Here is a 16,953-nt window from a genome sequence, read left to right on the forward strand (position 1 = left end):
AATGGCAACTTCACTGATCAATAGGCGAGTGATTCTGTCAACCGACTTTTTCAACACAATCGGCCAGGAGCAGGCGTTCAGAGTTGCGTACTAAAGCGGAAGCGGTTCATCTAGAAATACACATGACAATACAAGAAGAGCCCTAACGATCAACACACTTGCTCAACATTTATAGGCCCCAAACTTCGATTACGTCTTAATACAAATCAAAGAAAAGATCTGTGTGGGACCGGGGGAAAGTTTTTGCCACGTTTGGGTTGCTATTGATGCCTGAGTCTGCCCGGCCACTGCTTAGCTGAAGCTTAGTTTCAAATCAGAGCAAATTGATGATAGCAAATTAATAGATTAAAACTATCGTTAAATCGTGATTCAAAAGCGAAGCACTTCCGCCACGCTAATCTACACTTTCAGCGTCGATGGCTGTCGGACATATTAAACTCCCGTCGCGACCCTCGCCCTGGCCCCGCTGACGACGCCGACCATTGAGCATTCGGGTTCGCTGCGCAGTACCTATACTGAGCCCTGGATCCACGGCAGCAACTTGTACAGCGTTCAGTGTCTTGTTGCTCGGCAGCCCAAGTAATGGGGGGAGGAAAAAACTTCGAAAAAAAAGATAAGTGCTACTTAACTTCCAAACAATAGTAGGCAGACGAGAGATCAGGGGTAGCCATTATGACATACGCAAACGATTGGAATGTATTGGTGCCCGAGGCAAATTGCTTGATGACACCGAACAAGAACTCACGCAAGCCGGCTGTCGCGACACCCACCCATATAGTGATTCACGTAACCGGGACGAACAGTTTGCCCGCGGTGAAGAAGACATTTCTTACAGAAAACTCTGTGAGTGCCCACTACCTCATCACCAAGGAAGGAGAGATCTATCAGTTTGCCCCGGATGCTTTTCGCGCATGGCACGCCGGAATCGATTCCAATACTAGAAGGCTCTACAACCAAGGGACCGAAAAATGGATAAAATATCTGAAGTATTTCAACTGGTATAAAAACTACCCCAATGATGCGATTTACGTTGACGGCGACCTCAATCCTGTCTGGGATAAAACCGAGGCGGCATTCGTTGCCCGAGCGGATGCTCAGGCGTGGTCCGAGTACGATTATTTTAGAGCACGCTGGCCTGGCCTCGATGTTCCAATCAACTTCGCTGTGGATCCTGATCCGAACAACTACTCCATTGGCATCGAGACATTAGGTTTCGGGGCGAAGAGCGCCGATGCGGATGTCTACACCGACGCTATGTACAAAACCCTTGAGCAACTCGTCGCGGATCTGTCAGATAAATATGCGATCCCACTGGAGAAGGGCTGGATAATTGGCCATGAGGACGTCAACCCCATAGGCCGCTTCGGCTGGGATCCGGCACCAGGCTTCGACTGGTCGATCGTATATAAGTCCTAGGGTCTGTACGTAAAAATACCGAACTGCGATTAGATAAGGCAAATACAAGTGAGGAAAGGGCCGGGATCCTGCTCGATTTTACTGGCTTTAAATGAAAATTCCGATTCTGTTTTTAATGCGGTACGATCGACGCTCAGGAACTTTCCGTATAGTTTCTATCGGCTGGAGATGCCACATATGCATATATAGAAATCGTCTAACTATCGGAGATATAAGTTAAATTCATTAGTATGGCGAGAATAGGTAAGCAATACCGATTGGAGCTCTAATCACCTACCTGCTCAATTTTTCACGCTTTGACAGTGCCGTGAGGCGCTGCCGGAGCTAAAGATTGAGAGAAAAGCATACAGTTCCTCTTGCTTAGATTCTCACCAAAAACGAGCTTTAATTATATACTTAATAAATACTTACTCTGTATAAATATTATCACCAAAAAAGAAGCGGCGATTTTTATAAAAACTGGAATCTGAGAAGTCAGGATCAGTTATTTTCTGTTGTCAAGGGGCGGCATGCCCCGTAATTTCCCACCTTGGCAAAGCCGGAGCAAGAGCGACCAACTTTTGGTAATCGTCAGTAGAGCTGATCCGACGAACAGAGCCATTTTTCAACATACATTGCATATCCTCTAAAGTCCTCTCCTCTTGTGATGTATTTATCTAAAGGGATAAAACCCTTGCCTTCTACATACCGATCTTTGCATGTGCGATGGTCGCAATTGGCATTTGTGGCAGTTCTAGCAGCCATATAATCAACTTTTAGGGGGGCAATGAAATCAGTAATGCGGATAGGTACAGTTGGAATCAATTGTTGACCATCTTCGTTTTTTCGGTATTGCTCATGCCATCCATATAGCAATCCACCCACCAGAACTTTGTACGAAATATCAGGCCTCAGCGCGAGAGAAGGGTTTTTATAGAGTTTATCTCCCATGCCTATCTGCTTGCCAACCCATTTATATCGGTCAGCGTGGGTCAATTGCCCCCACCCTCGACCTTGATAGGTCATGTGTGTGACGGGGTCTTTGATCCAGTACTGAGGTAGCACTTTATTTTTATTCGGAGGGAACTCTACAGTATCAGGAGCAAGATCCTTGCTAAATGTTTCAGTCATTACAGTTGCCATAACGGTAGAAACTAAAGGAATGGATGTCAGCCGCTCATCCTTTGCAATCATCGAATACAGCAGACTAAAGTTCCCCCAGCGCCGATCACACACGGAAACATTTCGGCCACAATAGACTTTTTTAAAGTTGGCTTGCATAGCTTGTGGCAACTCAACGGGTGGATGTTTTCCTGGACAAGTCGGAAGTTGCTCGGCCGCAACCGATACTGTGATCGGAGATATGAAGGCTGCAAAAATTATTGCATTGGCACCGAATTCATAAATAAGACGCATTGAGAATGCTCCAGTTCAGGTGGAAGAAACTCGCTTATTCTTCAGTCCGAAGGTATCACTACATACGTGATGGGGTTGATTGTACACCTTGAGCGGCATTTCAAATCCACAACCTAGTGCGACCTTTCACCCCGATATTCCTATGTGACTGAATCATGCGATATGCCGCATTGAAATAGCGTATTGACTGTAAGCGGACTTAGGCTAGCGTCTACTCACACTAGCTCATATTAGTCATGGTGGTTAACATTGCAATCACAATTCGACTACTAGCAATGGTGTATATCGAACAAAAGGATCAAGTAGATTTATAAGCCCCCCCAAAAAAAGACTCGCGGTTTTTTTCACTGCGACTCATATCGAAAATACTGTAGGTATCCTCTCAGCGCCCCCTCTAAGTAACCGCAATTTCAGGTAGTCGGCTTTCTGGTATTTGATAGTGTCGGTAAAACTGCAATAGCCGCTCACGAACTCTATCGTTCTTACGTAGACCAAGAAATGTACCAGCGTTGCCAGCAAAAAGTCTATCCAGCATTGTTTGAGAGAAACCGATACGGTTTTTGAAGTATCCGTATATTTGTTCCGTGTAGCCTTCATAAGCCTTGTCTAACCCCAGCATCATCCAGTCCGTGCCGAACATTAAGTGCCGACACTGAGGATCGAATTTTCGTACCCAAGATCTGACTACTTCGTCGTATTTTTCTTGATCAGACGGCCCGCGCCCCACATTTTCCACTAAGTAACTGATATCAGCGAAAACTGGAGAGTTTGGATTGCTTTGCAAGAAGCGTCCGAGCGTCCACTCCCACGAAGCCTCAGCACCGGAAGCCCCACGAGGCTTCCCGATAGACTCAGCATTGAACGACCCGAAATGAGCTAGTGTGACGTGGAGTGTCGGCCAACGTTCAAAAACCTGTATCCAATAGTAGGGGTCAGCACGATGACTAAAATCGATGTTCGACCCATTACTGTCGTTAGTATGCGCCAAAACGACTCCATCCTCCTTTACACACTCGTCGAACAACCTGGTCATCGCCGAGTCTAACTGGTGTCCCAATGTCGGTGAGCCACGGAGTGGGCGAGGATTGCATTGTAAAGTGGTGGCGGTATCGTCGGGAGCAAGTGCAAGGAGTTGCTTAACGACTTGGTTCTTCTCACCTGGGTACGTCTGACATGGATCTGCATTACCCATAGCTCTGAAACCCATTGGAGGGTATAGCTTGACCCCCAGAAAGCCTTCCTCGCGAAGTGCCTTGCGAACTAACGCAAGCGGGTCATAATCCTTGAAAATACCTGCGTCAAAAGCGACCTGACGTAGAGGATCAAAACCAACATAACCGTGTACTGTTGGCCCCGTTTTGCGGCGAGAGATACGCCCCATCGCAATGACCTGATCGGGTAAAGGAGAGGCATACTTACCCTTCATGTGTTCACCAAGCCAATGGTCATAGTCCACCAGTGCTGGACAGATAAGCGACACAGCAAACCCTTGTTTTTCGTGATCACGCGCAAGCTGTTCAGCCAGTGAGTATCGGTACCGGGTAAAAAGGCCAAACCAGCGAAGCACCAAGCCCAAGTCATACGAGTAATAGGCGTTAGACGCTATCATAGTAGCTGCGTCCGCATCGCTTATACTTTCGCTAGATACGCTGATCTCACTAGCTTTTCCCGCTTCTTTTATCGCTTTTTTTATTTTTTCGAGGCTCTTGGAACTACCATCCTCGCTAACAGCCACACCCTGATCCTGTGTGAACATCGCAAGTGCACGGATCATTGCCTTGTCATTTTCCGAGGGATCGGCGTTAGCTGCGACCAGTCTTTGCTCACTATCCAGCACCTTCACTTCTTCAAACGCCGTCGGCGCACGAGTACTTCCTACTAAATACGTAAACAGTTGAATTAGCTGATCCATAGAGTCGGGATCATCAATATTTAAAACACTAACTGCCTGTTTAGGGTAGTGCTTTAGAAATACGATCTTGATGAACCGTACAGCTGGGAGGTCGCTTGCGTTGAACACGTGCGCGTGGACATCAATCAGCATTGGCCGCTGACGGCTTGATGTATGTGGGACCATGCGCGATATAGGATCGCAAGCAGCAATGATCGTACTGGCACTTACTAACAGCATAAGATCGCGTCGCTTCATTGCATGGGCCTCCCATGGTTCACTGGAGTTCGGTCAAAGGTGTTCGGGCGACAAGCTGGCGCACAGCAATAAGCGGCCAGTTTTGTTCGATCACTGTTTTCAGAGGTTCTATGCGGCCATCAGAAAGGATTTCATGTGTTGCCGAGAACGCCACACTGGCACTAGCCTCATCGATCACTTTGCAGGGGCTCTGTACCTTTTGAGTAAGTAGTCCACCATAGAAATATGAGACACCCTCTGTGCGCTTTAGAGCGAACATGTCCTCTACACTTTTTTCAATTTGACGTTGTTCATCCTTGCACATCAATGGCGCCATACTTCGAATCGAGCCAAGCAGTCGACGAACTGTGCCGCCATCCTCTACTTCAAGATCGTCTTGAAACCATAACAACGCACGAGGGATGTTTATTTTTACTTCAAACGCAGTTTCTCGGCGCTCGCTACTAGGAAGTAGATCTCCACTCACTACTAACCGGTTCTTCAGTGTGGCCGGACGGGCTTTTATCGCAATAGATCTCAGGAGACTGGCACCGAAGGTTATTTTGGGTGCCGCCTGCGAAGTGCCACTCATGGTCACAGTTGGTTTATCGTAGGCGATCCAGGAACTGATTCGGCAGCCTGGGGCAGCCATATCCACAGCTTGACCGCTTCGATTACTGAACTTGGTCAGATGATCGTTGCTATCAATAGCCGCTACTGTAATAACGTTGGATCTATCGATGCCACCATAGGCAGCGGGGAAGATCCCTCGATCGCGAACATCTACTCCATTATTGTTGCCCGCTGCTACGACAAAAAGGGAGTTCGTTGCCATTTCGAACAGATTTCCGTAGCTAGGACCTACCCGTCGGTCAGCACGCCCGTCATGCGCTATAGACAGATTTACGATTCGCCAAGCACCATCTGCCAGGAACCGGAACAGAAACTCATAGGCTCCTTTAACCAAAGTGCGTTTTCCGCGCCCCACATTAATTACGGTTATAGAGGCCCAAGGTTCAGACCCAAGCTTATCTAGATATTGGCTAAATGCTGGTCCACCAAGCATCAGGCCTGTGACATGAGTTCCATGACCACTGTCTAGGTTCGGTTCAACATAACCATAGTTCAGCGGATGTATGGTCTCTCCAAGCACCATAGGAGAGGCAATGGTGTAATCAGGATCAGATTTGAAATATGCGCGTTTGAATGGACTGCCTTCGAACGGATCTATGCCGGTAGAGAGAGGGTGGGCGCCGAAGAAGCCATTATCCACAACTGCAAGCTCAGCACGTCCCCCCGCTACGTTAACGTCATCTTTAATTGCTATTGACTTCGAGAATCGATATGCATGTACGATTGCCTCGGCGTCAGCCAACTCGGGAGCACCCTCACAATCTCCACCGGCCGCTGTGGCGCCATCCGACATCCCTAATATAATCTCCCCCTCTACACTCGGAGGGTTATCTCTAACCATCTTGCCCTTTGGATCAAGCCTGGTTATTTCCATCAAAAGTTCGTTTGTCTGACCATTACGGGCAGTGATCGGTACTGTTCGAGTAAACGCAGGTATTTTTAGGGTCGTACCAGGTTGTATCCATTCGAGATCACGAATTGGTGTATCAAAGAACCGTGCAATTGCCTTAGGCGAGCCACCTCCCCCTGTATACGCTTGATACAAGTCATAAGCCGTATCTCCTGACTTTACCTCGATCTGTTCCGGAGTAGAACGCACATATAAGCAGGCAGGCCACTTAAACGAATTGGCTTTCTGCCCGAGCGGTTCGTCCAAGGGTAAATTTGTCAGACCATTGGCTCGCGCAACTTCCGTTACGTAGACGTCGCGAATGCCGCCGCACAGCTGGGTTATAATATGTCTAGGAGTGCTAGTCTGATCGTCGAAGCGCTGTGAAGCGTTCAGCACCACCGGCTCTGCCAGTTCAGCAACGCGTTGTATAATTTCGTCTGTCACATGCGGTCCGACCGCCCGCAACGTAAAGAAACGATCTTCTTGCTCACCTTGAACGGCTACGGGTAATACTGCAAAAATGGCGCAGGCAACTGCGGCGTAGCCTAGTACCTGCATTGCCGTTCTCCAGCCCGAACATTCAGCCCACATATTTCGGGGTTGAATTTTGCGTTTTTTGCCAACCAGCGATCGGCCCAGTTTCGAAAAATCGTCGTACCTGTTGCGGCAATACTGGAGATGAACACATCTCCAATCACCGAAAGACTTGAGTTCACTCCACGGATACGTCGAGGGTGGTTGGCATGTTCTGCTGTGATACCGGACAGCAACGGCCCTCCGGAGTCTCCGGGGCACAAAGCAGGCTCAACATTCGCCTTCGAGCGAATGGTTACATACGCCGGAGCCCCAGGAATGGAGTCCGGTCCTTTATCAATTTCTACATCCCCTAATCGAAGTTTCCCATCTGCTTTAGTACCTTGCGGTCGACCATCCACAATCCGCAAACTTTCACAGCCGTATCCAGTCAAGAGGACCTGCGAGCCAGGTGTCAATTGAGACTGGGTGTCAACAACCTCAAACTGCATTGCTTTGAGAGCTTGTGGACGGTTGCCATTATCATCAAGAACGCAAAGTGCAAAGTCCGCACTTCCCCTCGGCGAGTACGCCATCCGAGGACGATCACGGTAGTCAGGATGCATTTCGCATCGAAAAGGAATCACACGATCACCAATACGAAGGGATGGTATCAGTGGGGTAACGTCGTTGAGATCCCCTCCCTTGGGATCTACACAGTGTGCTGCCATGAGAGCAACATTCGGCCCAACCAACGACGCTGTACAGCTCCCTTGACGCCTACCAAAGATAGTTTGCTCCTCAAACTTGGCAATGATAAGTGCCGGCCAATCGCTTGCTAGCACTTCTATCCCGTTGGCTACCTGTACGCTGGACTCGTTAAGAACTGTATTTGCCAATTCAAATGTAATAGTAGTTTCTTCCCTCTCGCTCGATGACGTTGGGCTCGCCAGTGGACCACTCAAAATGGGTAAAGGAACCAATAACAGTACCCCTGCAAGCACCCGTCCTATCACGCTGGCGCCCTCCATAACTCTCTACGTTTTTAGTTTCGTCAGGAATATTTAAGCAGAGAGCAGAAAAATGGCCATTGAACGTTCCAATTTATTAGGAAATTTTCAAGCGTGGAAACACATTCTCAAATCGCGTCTACTCTAACCTCAGGGCGTGTCGGACAAAGCCACATAGTATGCAGAGGACTGCAGCATGCAAGGCAAACGGATGCTTGTTTCATTAGGATTGATCATAGCTCTGACCAGCTGCGCTACTGTAACGGAGAGATGGGGCCCATTCCCTAACGTTGAGGAGTTGGAATCCTTCGACAGCAGATGGGAATCGGCGCCCAAAACCCCAAGCAACCAAATTACCCAGTTACAACGAGAGCTCGTCAAATACCGCGACGAGATTTTTAAGCGCGCCCTTGAGCGTAGCAAACTCGAGTATGAGTCGACTGGAGTTACCACTTATGGAGGACTCGCAGCGGTTGCGGGAGCGTTGGCAGATCAGACTGGACTTATGAACACCGGCGCAGGCTTAGCAGCTCTTGGCCTCACGAACTCAAGTCGCTACCGATTCAGCGAGCAGACTCAGATTTATAGAGTCGCTCTTACGAAACTCGCCTGCATCACCGGCAAAGTAAATTCGACAGATGACATTACCGTTGCACAGGCGAGCTACTCCAGGGATCCGGCAGCTCAGGACGCTGCAAAAAACTTCACCGCCAAGGTCGTAACCGCGGTGGATGCAGTTCGGGTGGAGTACACCAATTCATTGCTTGGGTTGACTCCGAATGCCCTAAGTCAAGATGAGCTGCGTGCCTTGATAACCAAGTACCGGCCTGCTGGGCTCGCAGTTTCGGCAGAGGATGAGGATCAGCAAGTATACGACGCAGCCGGTGTCTTGGTCTTAAACCTAGTTATGGCAATACAAACATGTGCGAAATAAGTAACCGTCCGGGCAACACACCTTCCTGATGCCATCGCTTAAGGCGATGGTGTCCACCTAATTTAAGTGGACACCATTTTTAGCCTTTTTAATCGGACGCCCATGCCACAAGAACGCCGTTCCTATTCCAAGTCCTTTAAGGCTCAGGTCATCGCCGAATGTGCGCAGGCTGACACCTCGATTGCCAATGTCGCCTTGACCCACAACCTCAATGCCAACCTCGTCCATAAATCGATTCGGGTGCATGGGCAGAAAAACCTGACACTGCAAACTGCCTTTATTCCGGTCAAGACATTGTCTTCGACAGCGGCCCCTCAAGTTCTTCCGGCCACGATTCGAATCGAAGTGACTCATTCAAAAGGCGTAGTCGTGGTGAGCTGGCCAGCAGAAAATGCAGCGACATGTTCCGCTTTCCTGCGAGACCTGCTGCGATGATCCGCATCGACACCATCTGGCTCGCCACCGAGCCCATGGACATGCGCGCCGGTACCGAAACTGCGTTGGCCCGCGTGGTTGCGGTATTCGGTGCGGCGAAGCCGCACTGTGCTTATCTGTTCGCCAATCGCCGTGCCAACCGGATCAAAGTGCTGGTGCATGATGGCGTGGGCATTTGGTTGGCTGCCCGGCGCTTGAATCAAGGTCGTTTCTTTTGGCCAGGCGTGCGGCACGGTTCTGAAGTTGAGTTGGATGCAGATCAACTTCAAGCCTTAGTGCTCGGTTTACCTTGGCAACGCGTCGGTTCCGGAGGAGCCATCACGGTGCTCTAACTCGTCTGCTATGGCGCGCTTGCCAGCGCAATTGGCCCATCAGTCTATCGCCGCCACTTGCCCTCTCTGGCAAAATCGGCGGCATGACTTCGCATCCGAATCTCGATCAATTAAACCCTGAAGAACTGCGTGCCTTGGCGGCGCAGTTGATCCAGCGCGTCGAGACGATGGACAAGCAAATCACTCATCACAAGTCGGTCAACGAGAAACTGGCCCACGAGATCGCGCTGCTCAAGCGCTTCAAGTTTGCCAAGCGCAGCGAGCAGTTGAGCCCGGATCAAGCCAGCCTGCTCGACGACTTGATCGATACGGATATCGCCGCTATCGAAGCCGAACTTGAGGCTCTGCAACCGGCACCTGTCGAAGCCAAAGTGCGCCTGCAACCCAAGCGCACGCAGCTGCCACCGCAGTTTCCTCGCACGCTGATCCATCACGAACCGGACAACAGCCACTGCCAGTGCGGCTGCGCCCTCAAGCGCATCGGCGAAGATGCCAGCGAAAAGCTCGACTACACGCCCGGCGTGTTCACCGTCGAGCGCCACATCCGTGGGAAGTGGGCCTGCGAACAGTGCGAAACGTTGATACAGGCGCCGGTACCGGCGCACGTCATCGACAAAGGCATCCCGACAGCGGGCCTGCTGGCCCACATCATGGTGGCTAAGTTCGCCGACCATCTGCCGCTGTATCGCCAAGAGAAAATCTTTGGCCGCGCCGGACTGCCCATCGCCCGTTCGACCTTGGCGCAGTGGGTGGGCAACTGCGGCGTGCAACTGCAACCGCTGGTGGATGCACTGCGCGAGGCGGTGCTCGCCCAGCGGGTCGTGCACGCCGACGAGCCCCCGGTGCAGATGCTGGCACCGGGTGAAAAGAAAACACATTGGGCTTATGTCTGGGCCTACTGCACAACACCGTTCTCGGCACTGAAGGCCGTGCCAAGCCGTGCTGGCGAACACGCCCGCAACTTCCTGGGCACGTGGAACGGCAAGCTGGTCTGCGATGACTTCGCGGGCTACAAGGCCGGCTTCGAGCAGGGCATCACCGAAATTGGCTGCATGGCTCACGCCCGGCGCAAGTTCTTCGACTTGCACGCGACCAACAAAAGCCAGATCGCCGAAAAAGCGCTGCACTACATCGCGGCCTTGTACGAAGTTGAACGAGAAGTCTGCGAGCTGGAACCGAGTGTCCGACAGCGAATACGTCAGGAAAAAGCAGCGCCGATCATCGACGCACTTCATACCTGGATGATCGCCCAGAGGCAGCTTGTACCCGAAGGCTCGGCCACGGCCAAGGCCCTGGATTACAGCCTGAAACGCTGGGTAGCGCTGACGCGCTACCTGGATGATGGTGCTGTGCCCATCGACAACAACCAAGTCGAGAACACGATTAGGCCTTGGGCACTTGGTCGCTCGAACTGGCTCTTCGCAGGATCGCTGCGCAGCGGTCAACGCGCGGCAGCGATCATGAGCCTGATCCAGTCGGCACGCATGAACGGGCATGATCCGTATGCGTATCTCAAAGATGTGCTGAAGCGCTTGCCGACGCAGAAGGCTAGTGAGATAGGGCAATTGCTACCGCATCAGTGGGTGCCGGCCTGGTTTACTCAACGAGAGTTTTGAATGGACGACATTTCGAGAATCCAATCGATTATCTCAAGTGATCCCGTTCGTTGGCGTTTACTTGAAATTGTGCACTCGCTCAAATTGCCAGATTGCTGGATCGGAGCAGGTTTCGTTCGAAACGCGGTTTGGGATTATTTGCACGGGCGCGTTTCGTCTCCAGTATCAACAGATGTTGATGTCATCTGGTTCAATGCTGAACGTTGCACCCCCGAGGAAGATGCAGCATTGGAGGCCGTCCTTAGCGGATTAGAACCGACCGTAAAGTGGTCTGTGAAAAATCAAGCACGAATGCATATTCAGAATGGTGACGAACCATACTTGTGTGCGATCGACGCAATGCGCTATTGGCCTGAAACCGCAACGGCGGTGGCAGTCAGGCTACGAGACGAAGGCTCATGCGAGATCGCTGCCCCGCTGGGAGTTGATGACCTTTTGGGGTTGGTCATCCGGCCAGCTGGTAGGTTTGTCACGGAAAAAAATACGATTTATCAAGACCGCTTCAAGTCCAAAAACTGGATGAAGATATGGCCGCAGCTCAGTCTTGCGCCCATAGCGGTACCTCCTACCCCTTCCGAAAAAGCAACTTAGCCGGACGCTACCTTTAGGAGAGAACCGCACATAGATGGATCGAGGCCAATAGCAGTCACCCACGCTTTGACTATTCGAGCGTACTGAGCGTACTGTCTGGTGGAGAGATGGGGTGAGTGGTGCAACCGAGTCGGAAACAAAAAGCTTTCGCTGCGAAGGTGGGCCTGTTGCATCCAAGCTTCTAGGACCGTTCGAGTCTGCTCAGTGATTTCAAACTGTACTGGACGTTGGGTTTTCTGCTGCATCACGATGGCCCGTGAAGACACATGGTCCCCATGAGCAATGTCCCGTACACGCAGCTTGGTTAAGTCGCAGGCACGCAGCTTGCTGTCGATGGCTAGGTTGAAGAGAGCCAGATCCCGTGTCCTTTTCGCAAGCTGGAGCCTTACCCGGATTGCCCAGATATCTCTGACTCGAAGCGGGGCTTTTTGCCCAACAAGTTTTCCCTTATTCCAAGGCTGATGGTTGTATCTAGCAATAGTGTCCATGGCTGGTCCTCACATTAAGAGAGGACAAGGGTGAGTCAGATACGGCGTTTGGTCGCTATTCGACCCAAAGCGGTCGTCAATGTGAGGGGGCTAGGTACAGCTGCGCGGCCTCGGCATCGGCATCGGTACCTACCCACCATACTGTGCGATCAAATTCTCAGAAGTTCAGCCGTGATACGCCGTTCTCACCTGCCCATAGCCCCCAAAGGGGCGCTAGCATGTTTGTGGGTCTCTGCTATACCAAACTGTAAGGCGGCCCTTCTAAAGTCGTGTAGGACCATACGCAGCGTAAACCTCGCTTTAGAGGAAATAGTTATGGCGCTTTCACGTCGCGAGATGCTGGTTCTCAGCAGTGTTGTCCTCATTGCTCCGCGGTTTAGTTTCGCTACAGGAACCAACTGGGCAGCGCTCGCCCAAGAGGACACTCAACTCCCTGAAATTCCGGAACAGCTGGCAGCATTCAAAGACCAGCCCTCCCTCAACCACGGTGTGCTCACTGGCTACATGCAGATGGGGACAAAAAAACCGACACGTGCTGAAGAATCGCTAGGGAAAATAGTATTGGATGGAGTTCCAAAAAACTGCACTCCGATTGAAATCGCGCTGTACTTCCACGATGTAGGCCAAGGGAAATACGGCAACGATCGCAAGCCCTATATCACAGCTTGGCCTGAGCGTTGGAATCCGGTGATTGTAGAGTTCTTCAACGCCACCAAATTGCAGCCGAGTGGTGATACCACATCATGGTGCGCTGCTTTCATGAACTACTGCTTGATGACGTCGGCTATTGGCAAAACCATGCCAACAGGCGCTAGCCCCAGGACTCAAAGTGCTGCCGCGCTTTCCTTCAAAAATTGGGGTAAAACTACTGATAACCCAAAGCCCGGTGATATCGTAGTTTTTAGAAACGTCAATTCACCGGGACATGGCCATGTGGGCTTTTTCCTGGCAGACCAAGGTGACAAAGTTCTAGTCATGGGAGGCAATCAATTCGAAGGTACCCCTTCACGGCATACCATTAATCGTAAACTGCTGCTCAAGGACGGGGGGTTTTGAAGCTCCACTCTTATCGGACGGAAGAACAGCTGCATGTTTAGCCGACTCGTGGTGGTGATTCTGGCACTGGCCTTATTACCGGCACACGGGGATCCCTACAGTGAGTCATGGCCCGCGGTTATACAGCTGCACGTCTATGGGACGTTAAAGGAACCAGATCCTGACACTCACACGGTCGATTTTCATGAACGAGGCACTGGATTTCTAGTGTCTCCAGATGGGCTTGTGCTTTCCGCCGGCCACATGATCCCCAGCAAGGACCTGTTTGATGAGGACGGCTTTTACGTTGAAGGCTATTTTCCTGAAAAGGACGTTGATGCGCTAAACGCCGTCGATCCGCCTGTACAACTCAAAGTCATCAACGCGAAAGAATCTCCATATGACGTAGCCCTTCTACAGATCAAAGATCTAAGAACAGTGAAACCGTTTCTTCGCTTATGCGACGCTTACCTCAAGCAAGGACGGCCGCGCTTCCAAGTGCTTGGTTATCAGGGGGGCGATCGACTGCTTACCATCAATGAAGGCCCGGTCATGTCCGGAGCTGGAGCTGTTTCAAATATTGTTGTCCAGATACCACTAAATCCGGGTAATAGTGGTGGGCCTATCTTCAACGAGCTTGGGATGGTCTTTGGAATCGCTATCGGTGAGAGGACCGTGGGGGGCCAACGGATGCAGTCATCCTCCCTCGCTGTACCAATGGCAAAGGCCATCGCCACACTCAAGGATGACGCTAAGCCATTGATAGGTGTTAGTTATGATCCGGATTGTACAAAACCTCTCAACCCAAGGATCACAACCATTCTGAGTGAGTCGGTACAGATCCGCAGGGAGGCTCCTGGTGACGTCATCTCTGCCCCAGGTGGCGTCATCTATATGCCAGGCGGCGTCGTTACGCTCCCCCCTGTAACTCGGCTGCCGATACATACCGTGGGAAGTGGTACCACGCATACCAAGGTCCCTGACGGCTATAAGGTGATACAGGCGGGAGACGTGAGGTTTGATCGACCAGGCATCAATGGCAGTGTGAGAGTTTCCAACGATGGACGCATGCTCACGATTGGAGGTACCGACATTGGTGACGAGTCGTATGTGGTGACCTCAAATGTTCCAGTCCTTCTTGAACAAGTCCCAAGTCAAAACGTTCCTTCAGTTATACAGACACGTACCTTCCCTTACTCCATGACCCTGGACGATCATGGCTTTACTGTCACCAGCAGAAATTTCCAAGAAGCGATCCCCGCGCCCGAGGGTTTCAAGTTCAAGGAAGTCATCAAGATTGAGTATGAAAGTTTGAATCATTCTCCATCGAATGGGGCAACGGTTACTGTTTCCGCCGACGGGAGCCGGCTCGACCTTAAATACACTTTGGAAAGCGGTCCCGCATTCGATCAATGGCGCGGCTGGATCGACGCATTCATCACTGCGACAGTGATTCGAAAATTATAGGACGCCCGTTAGAGTTCCCAAATTCGGTCCCATATTTTGGCTTGCCCCAAACATCAAGTAGACAAGTTGGAAGGCGATACTGGGTTAGTTGGTGGATCGCAGGCTTCGAGACGGGCAACAATCGGCCAATAGAAGTCATTCAGATATGCCGATGAAACCAAACTCGGTTCAGGTCTCCCAAGACAAGACCTGCTTTGGCAAAAAGATCTGGTAGTCATTCGATCATTTCGTACCTAGGCGCGCAGCTTACGTTGCGCGTAAAGCTTTAGGATTAAGTAAAGAAATTTTGTCATTGCTGGTGATTTATGCATTTAGAGAAAAGATTCCTTTCCCTTAGAGCTGATGTTTAAGTGCAAAGTGGAGAAACAAAACGGCGCATCAACCAGCGCGCGATGAGTCTCGTCGTCATTTGGTTTCTCGGTATCACGAGGAGTCGAAGTCGGCGCAAAAAAAATGGTGGCGACAGGCAGAAATCGGCTATCAATCTCATCTGCTCTGAGCGAATACGATAAACAGCTCTAGGTTGGCTTGGGAAGGTTGGGCTTACGGTGCATGTGGGTACACACTTTAAATTGTGCAAGGTGAGCTGGACGGACGCTTACTCCCAAGTTGCGTAGACTCGTCTTGTAGGCATCACAATCAGGCCTTGTAGAAGGAGCCATGATAAAGCTGAATCGCTTCGGCACCCTCCAACCGGCAAATTGCTCGCCCGTTCTGGGTTATGACGAAACTGTGCCCTTGGGCGACCAGAGCAATAAGGCGTCGGAGTCACCGGCGAGCCTGGCTACAGCTGACGGTTGTCAACATAACTGAGGCACCTTGTGTATGGGGTTCTAGAGCGTGGCGTCGTACAGCCCTCACGTGCGGCGCAACGAGTCGCACCTATAATCGAAACCGTTAGGCAAACACGCTCCAGCGTCCCTCCAAACGAAAAGCCGAAAATCGGTACCTGCCCATTCATTTAGCTGACGCTGCGTAAGCGGGTCTCGATGAAACTTTCGATTTTCTCTCAACACTCGACTGGCGGTGGTTGGTCGACCATGGCAATACCGACCCGTCGGATTTCCCAGGACGCATCCCGAAAGACCGGTCGCGTATTTCGTACCAGCGGGTCGTCGCCAGGTGCCATCAGGCAGCACCGCCCCACTCCAGGGCCTGAAGAATACGACGAACTTGTTTAGCTCCTATCTCGGTTTCGCAGAGCATGATCGGTGCCGTCCCACAGAGCGCTTTATTCGGTGCCGACATCCACTGTGTGGCAGTCACTTGTGTCTCAAATATCGCCACGACCAAGCGACTGAGCGTAGCAATTCTGTCCAAACGTTCGGAGACGACAGGATCAAGGTTCTTTTGCTCTCGCCGTCGTCTTTCAAGGGTCGAAATTGATGCATTGAGCAGCGTTTCCAGGTGGCGGTCTTGAAGGTCGAAGGCCAAACGAACAACCTGGATGAGGTCAGCGGGCAACCCTACTTTTATTTGGTGCAGCCTCTGCGCATCCGTCAGCGACTCTCGATGGGAACTGAATCGCCAAAAGGCAGCGATCGCCGCCTCTCGATAGACGTTTTTCTTTATTACCGGACGTCGAGCCGCAGTTGAAGTACCCATTAACACTTCCTCCAAATGCTTTCCCTTCAAACGGAATATGAGCTAAGGCCCCTTTAAGCCTGACGTGGAATCGAATCTGAACACGCAGAATCTTCTGCAAGCTCCATCAGAAAGTCTCGAGTCTGAATCAATGCGCGGGGCGGTGCACGGTCCAGACGTTTTATGCTTGATGGATTATGACGAAGGTTTGTGCCCGGCGACTCACCTACAGCCTACACCTCGCAAGACTGCACATGGAGTCTATTCGCTGAGATCGGTCCGGGCTTTTCGAGAATCCCCCCAGCCCTCCTCGGCGTACCGTCCATCAAGGTCACCGGGCAGAAAAACGCACTGAGGTTTGAGAATCTTGGTTTCTCAAACCTGTTGAATCGCTCACTTCAAGGGTAAATTGGCTTTGTTGTACAGCTGTAATAACGTAGGGCGTAGCTCAGTGCGTAATCGTCTCCACGCTGTCATTTTGACT

The 16,953-nt window shown here is 51.1% G+C and carries 13 protein-coding genes and 1 pseudogene; 8 read left to right on the top strand and 6 right to left on the bottom strand.

The annotated features are described in order from the left end of the window. Positions 1-672: 672 nt before the first annotated feature. The gene (locus tag LOY28_RS16770; RefSeq protein ID WP_258612200.1) at positions 673-1,416 is read left to right on the top strand and encodes an N-acetylmuramoyl-L-alanine amidase; all 744 of its coding nucleotides are present in this window, start codon (positions 673-675) and stop codon (positions 1,414-1,416) included. 570 nt (positions 1,417-1,986) lie between these two features. On the opposite strand, the gene LOY28_RS16775 is transcribed toward LOY28_RS16770, so the two are convergent. From LOY28_RS16775 to LOY28_RS16790, 4 genes are all read right to left on the bottom strand, one after another. Beyond that, the gene (locus LOY28_RS16775; RefSeq protein ID WP_258612201.1) at positions 1,987-2,811 is read right to left on the bottom strand and encodes a hypothetical protein; all 825 of its coding nucleotides are present in this window, start codon (positions 2,809-2,811) and stop codon (positions 1,987-1,989) included. A gap of 394 nt (positions 2,812-3,205) precedes the next feature. Continuing rightward, complete coding sequence (locus tag LOY28_RS16780; RefSeq protein ID WP_258612202.1) at positions 3,206-4,960, bottom strand: amidohydrolase; 1,755 nt, start codon at positions 4,958-4,960, stop codon at positions 3,206-3,208. Between the two features lie 19 nt (positions 4,961-4,979). Continuing rightward, positions 4,980-7,022, bottom strand: coding sequence for a S8 family serine peptidase (locus LOY28_RS16785; RefSeq protein WP_258612203.1), 2,043 nt, complete (start codon positions 7,020-7,022; stop codon positions 4,980-4,982). Further along, a complete protein-coding gene (locus LOY28_RS16790) occupies positions 7,010-7,993 on the bottom strand; it encodes a trypsin-like serine protease (RefSeq protein WP_258612204.1) in 984 nt (327 codons plus the stop codon). Before LOY28_RS16790 ends, LOY28_RS16785 begins: the two co-directional genes overlap by 13 nt. A 190-nt stretch (positions 7,994-8,183) precedes the next feature. Between LOY28_RS16790 and LOY28_RS16795 the strand changes: the two genes are divergently transcribed. The 5 genes from LOY28_RS16795 (at position 8,184) to LOY28_RS16815 (ending at position 11,895) form a co-directional block, all read left to right on the top strand. After that, entirely contained in the window at positions 8,184-8,921 is a 738-nt protein-coding gene (locus LOY28_RS16795) for a hypothetical protein (RefSeq protein ID WP_258612205.1), read from the top strand. 102 nt (positions 8,922-9,023) lie between these two features. Then, positions 9,024-9,356, top strand: a complete 333-nt coding sequence (locus tag LOY28_RS16800; RefSeq protein WP_258612206.1) for a transposase — start codon at positions 9,024-9,026, stop codon at positions 9,354-9,356. Then, positions 9,353-9,688 carry an IS66 family insertion sequence element accessory protein TnpB gene (tnpB, locus tag LOY28_RS16805; RefSeq protein WP_258612207.1) on the top strand — a complete coding sequence of 112 codons (336 nt, stop codon included), beginning with the start codon at positions 9,353-9,355 and terminating at the stop codon, positions 9,686-9,688. The genes LOY28_RS16800 and tnpB overlap by 4 nt, the downstream gene beginning before the upstream one ends. Before the next feature lie 83 nt (positions 9,689-9,771). Beyond that, positions 9,772-11,304 carry an IS66 family transposase gene (tnpC, locus tag LOY28_RS16810; RefSeq protein WP_258612208.1) on the top strand — a complete coding sequence of 511 codons (1,533 nt, stop codon included), beginning with the start codon at positions 9,772-9,774 and terminating at the stop codon, positions 11,302-11,304. After that, positions 11,305-11,895 carry a nucleotidyltransferase family protein gene (locus LOY28_RS16815; protein ID WP_065348873.1) on the top strand — a complete coding sequence of 197 codons (591 nt, stop codon included), beginning with the start codon at positions 11,305-11,307 and terminating at the stop codon, positions 11,893-11,895. It abuts the gene before it with no gap. A 20-nt stretch (positions 11,896-11,915) separates the two neighbouring features. Here LOY28_RS16815 and LOY28_RS16820 read toward each other — a convergent pair. Then, positions 11,916-12,383 (bottom strand): annotated as a pseudogene (locus LOY28_RS16820) (tyrosine-type recombinase/integrase); the annotation flags it as partial. A gap of 315 nt (positions 12,384-12,698) precedes the next feature. Here LOY28_RS16820 and LOY28_RS16825 point away from each other — a divergent pair. Beyond that, positions 12,699-13,439 carry a CHAP domain-containing protein gene (locus tag LOY28_RS16825; RefSeq protein WP_258612209.1) on the top strand — a complete coding sequence of 247 codons (741 nt, stop codon included), beginning with the start codon at positions 12,699-12,701 and terminating at the stop codon, positions 13,437-13,439. Positions 13,440-13,472: 33 nt separating this feature from the next. After that, complete coding sequence (locus LOY28_RS16830) at positions 13,473-14,885, top strand: serine protease (protein ID WP_258612210.1); 1,413 nt, start codon at positions 13,473-13,475, stop codon at positions 14,883-14,885. 1,128 nt (positions 14,886-16,013) lie between these two features. On the opposite strand, the gene LOY28_RS16835 is transcribed toward LOY28_RS16830, so the two are convergent. Beyond that, a complete protein-coding gene (locus LOY28_RS16835; RefSeq protein ID WP_258612211.1) occupies positions 16,014-16,490 on the bottom strand; it encodes an antitoxin Xre/MbcA/ParS toxin-binding domain-containing protein in 477 nt (158 codons plus the stop codon). Positions 16,491-16,953 lie beyond the last annotated feature (463 nt).

It is taken from the genome of Pseudomonas sp. B21-017 (assembly GCF_024749245.1).
In the GTDB taxonomy this organism is placed as follows: Bacteria; Pseudomonadota; Gammaproteobacteria; order Pseudomonadales; family Pseudomonadaceae; genus Aquipseudomonas.

Coding starts and splice junctions, on each gene's coding strand:
- LOY28_RS16775 (WP_258612201.1), bottom strand. CDS start 2,811: ATGCGTCTTATTTATGAATTCGGTGCCAATGCAATAATTTTTGCAGCC.
- tnpB (WP_258612207.1), top strand. CDS start 9,353: ATGATCCGCATCGACACCATCTGGCTCGCCACCGAGCCCATGGACATG.
- tnpC (WP_258612208.1), top strand. CDS start 9,772: ATGACTTCGCATCCGAATCTCGATCAATTAAACCCTGAAGAACTGCGT.
- LOY28_RS16795 (WP_258612205.1), top strand. CDS start 8,184: ATGCAAGGCAAACGGATGCTTGTTTCATTAGGATTGATCATAGCTCTG.
- LOY28_RS16835 (WP_258612211.1), bottom strand. CDS start 16,490: ATGGGTACTTCAACTGCGGCTCGACGTCCGGTAATAAAGAAAAACGTC.
- LOY28_RS16825 (WP_258612209.1), top strand. CDS start 12,699: ATGGCGCTTTCACGTCGCGAGATGCTGGTTCTCAGCAGTGTTGTCCTC.
- LOY28_RS16780 (WP_258612202.1), bottom strand. CDS start 4,960: ATGAAGCGACGCGATCTTATGCTGTTAGTAAGTGCCAGTACGATCATT.
- LOY28_RS16785 (WP_258612203.1), bottom strand. CDS start 7,022: ATGCAGGTACTAGGCTACGCCGCAGTTGCCTGCGCCATTTTTGCAGTA.
- LOY28_RS16815 (WP_065348873.1), top strand. CDS start 11,305: ATGGACGACATTTCGAGAATCCAATCGATTATCTCAAGTGATCCCGTT.
- LOY28_RS16800 (WP_258612206.1), top strand. CDS start 9,024: ATGCCACAAGAACGCCGTTCCTATTCCAAGTCCTTTAAGGCTCAGGTC.
- LOY28_RS16770 (WP_258612200.1), top strand. CDS start 673: ATGACATACGCAAACGATTGGAATGTATTGGTGCCCGAGGCAAATTGC.
- LOY28_RS16830 (WP_258612210.1), top strand. CDS start 13,473: ATGTTTAGCCGACTCGTGGTGGTGATTCTGGCACTGGCCTTATTACCG.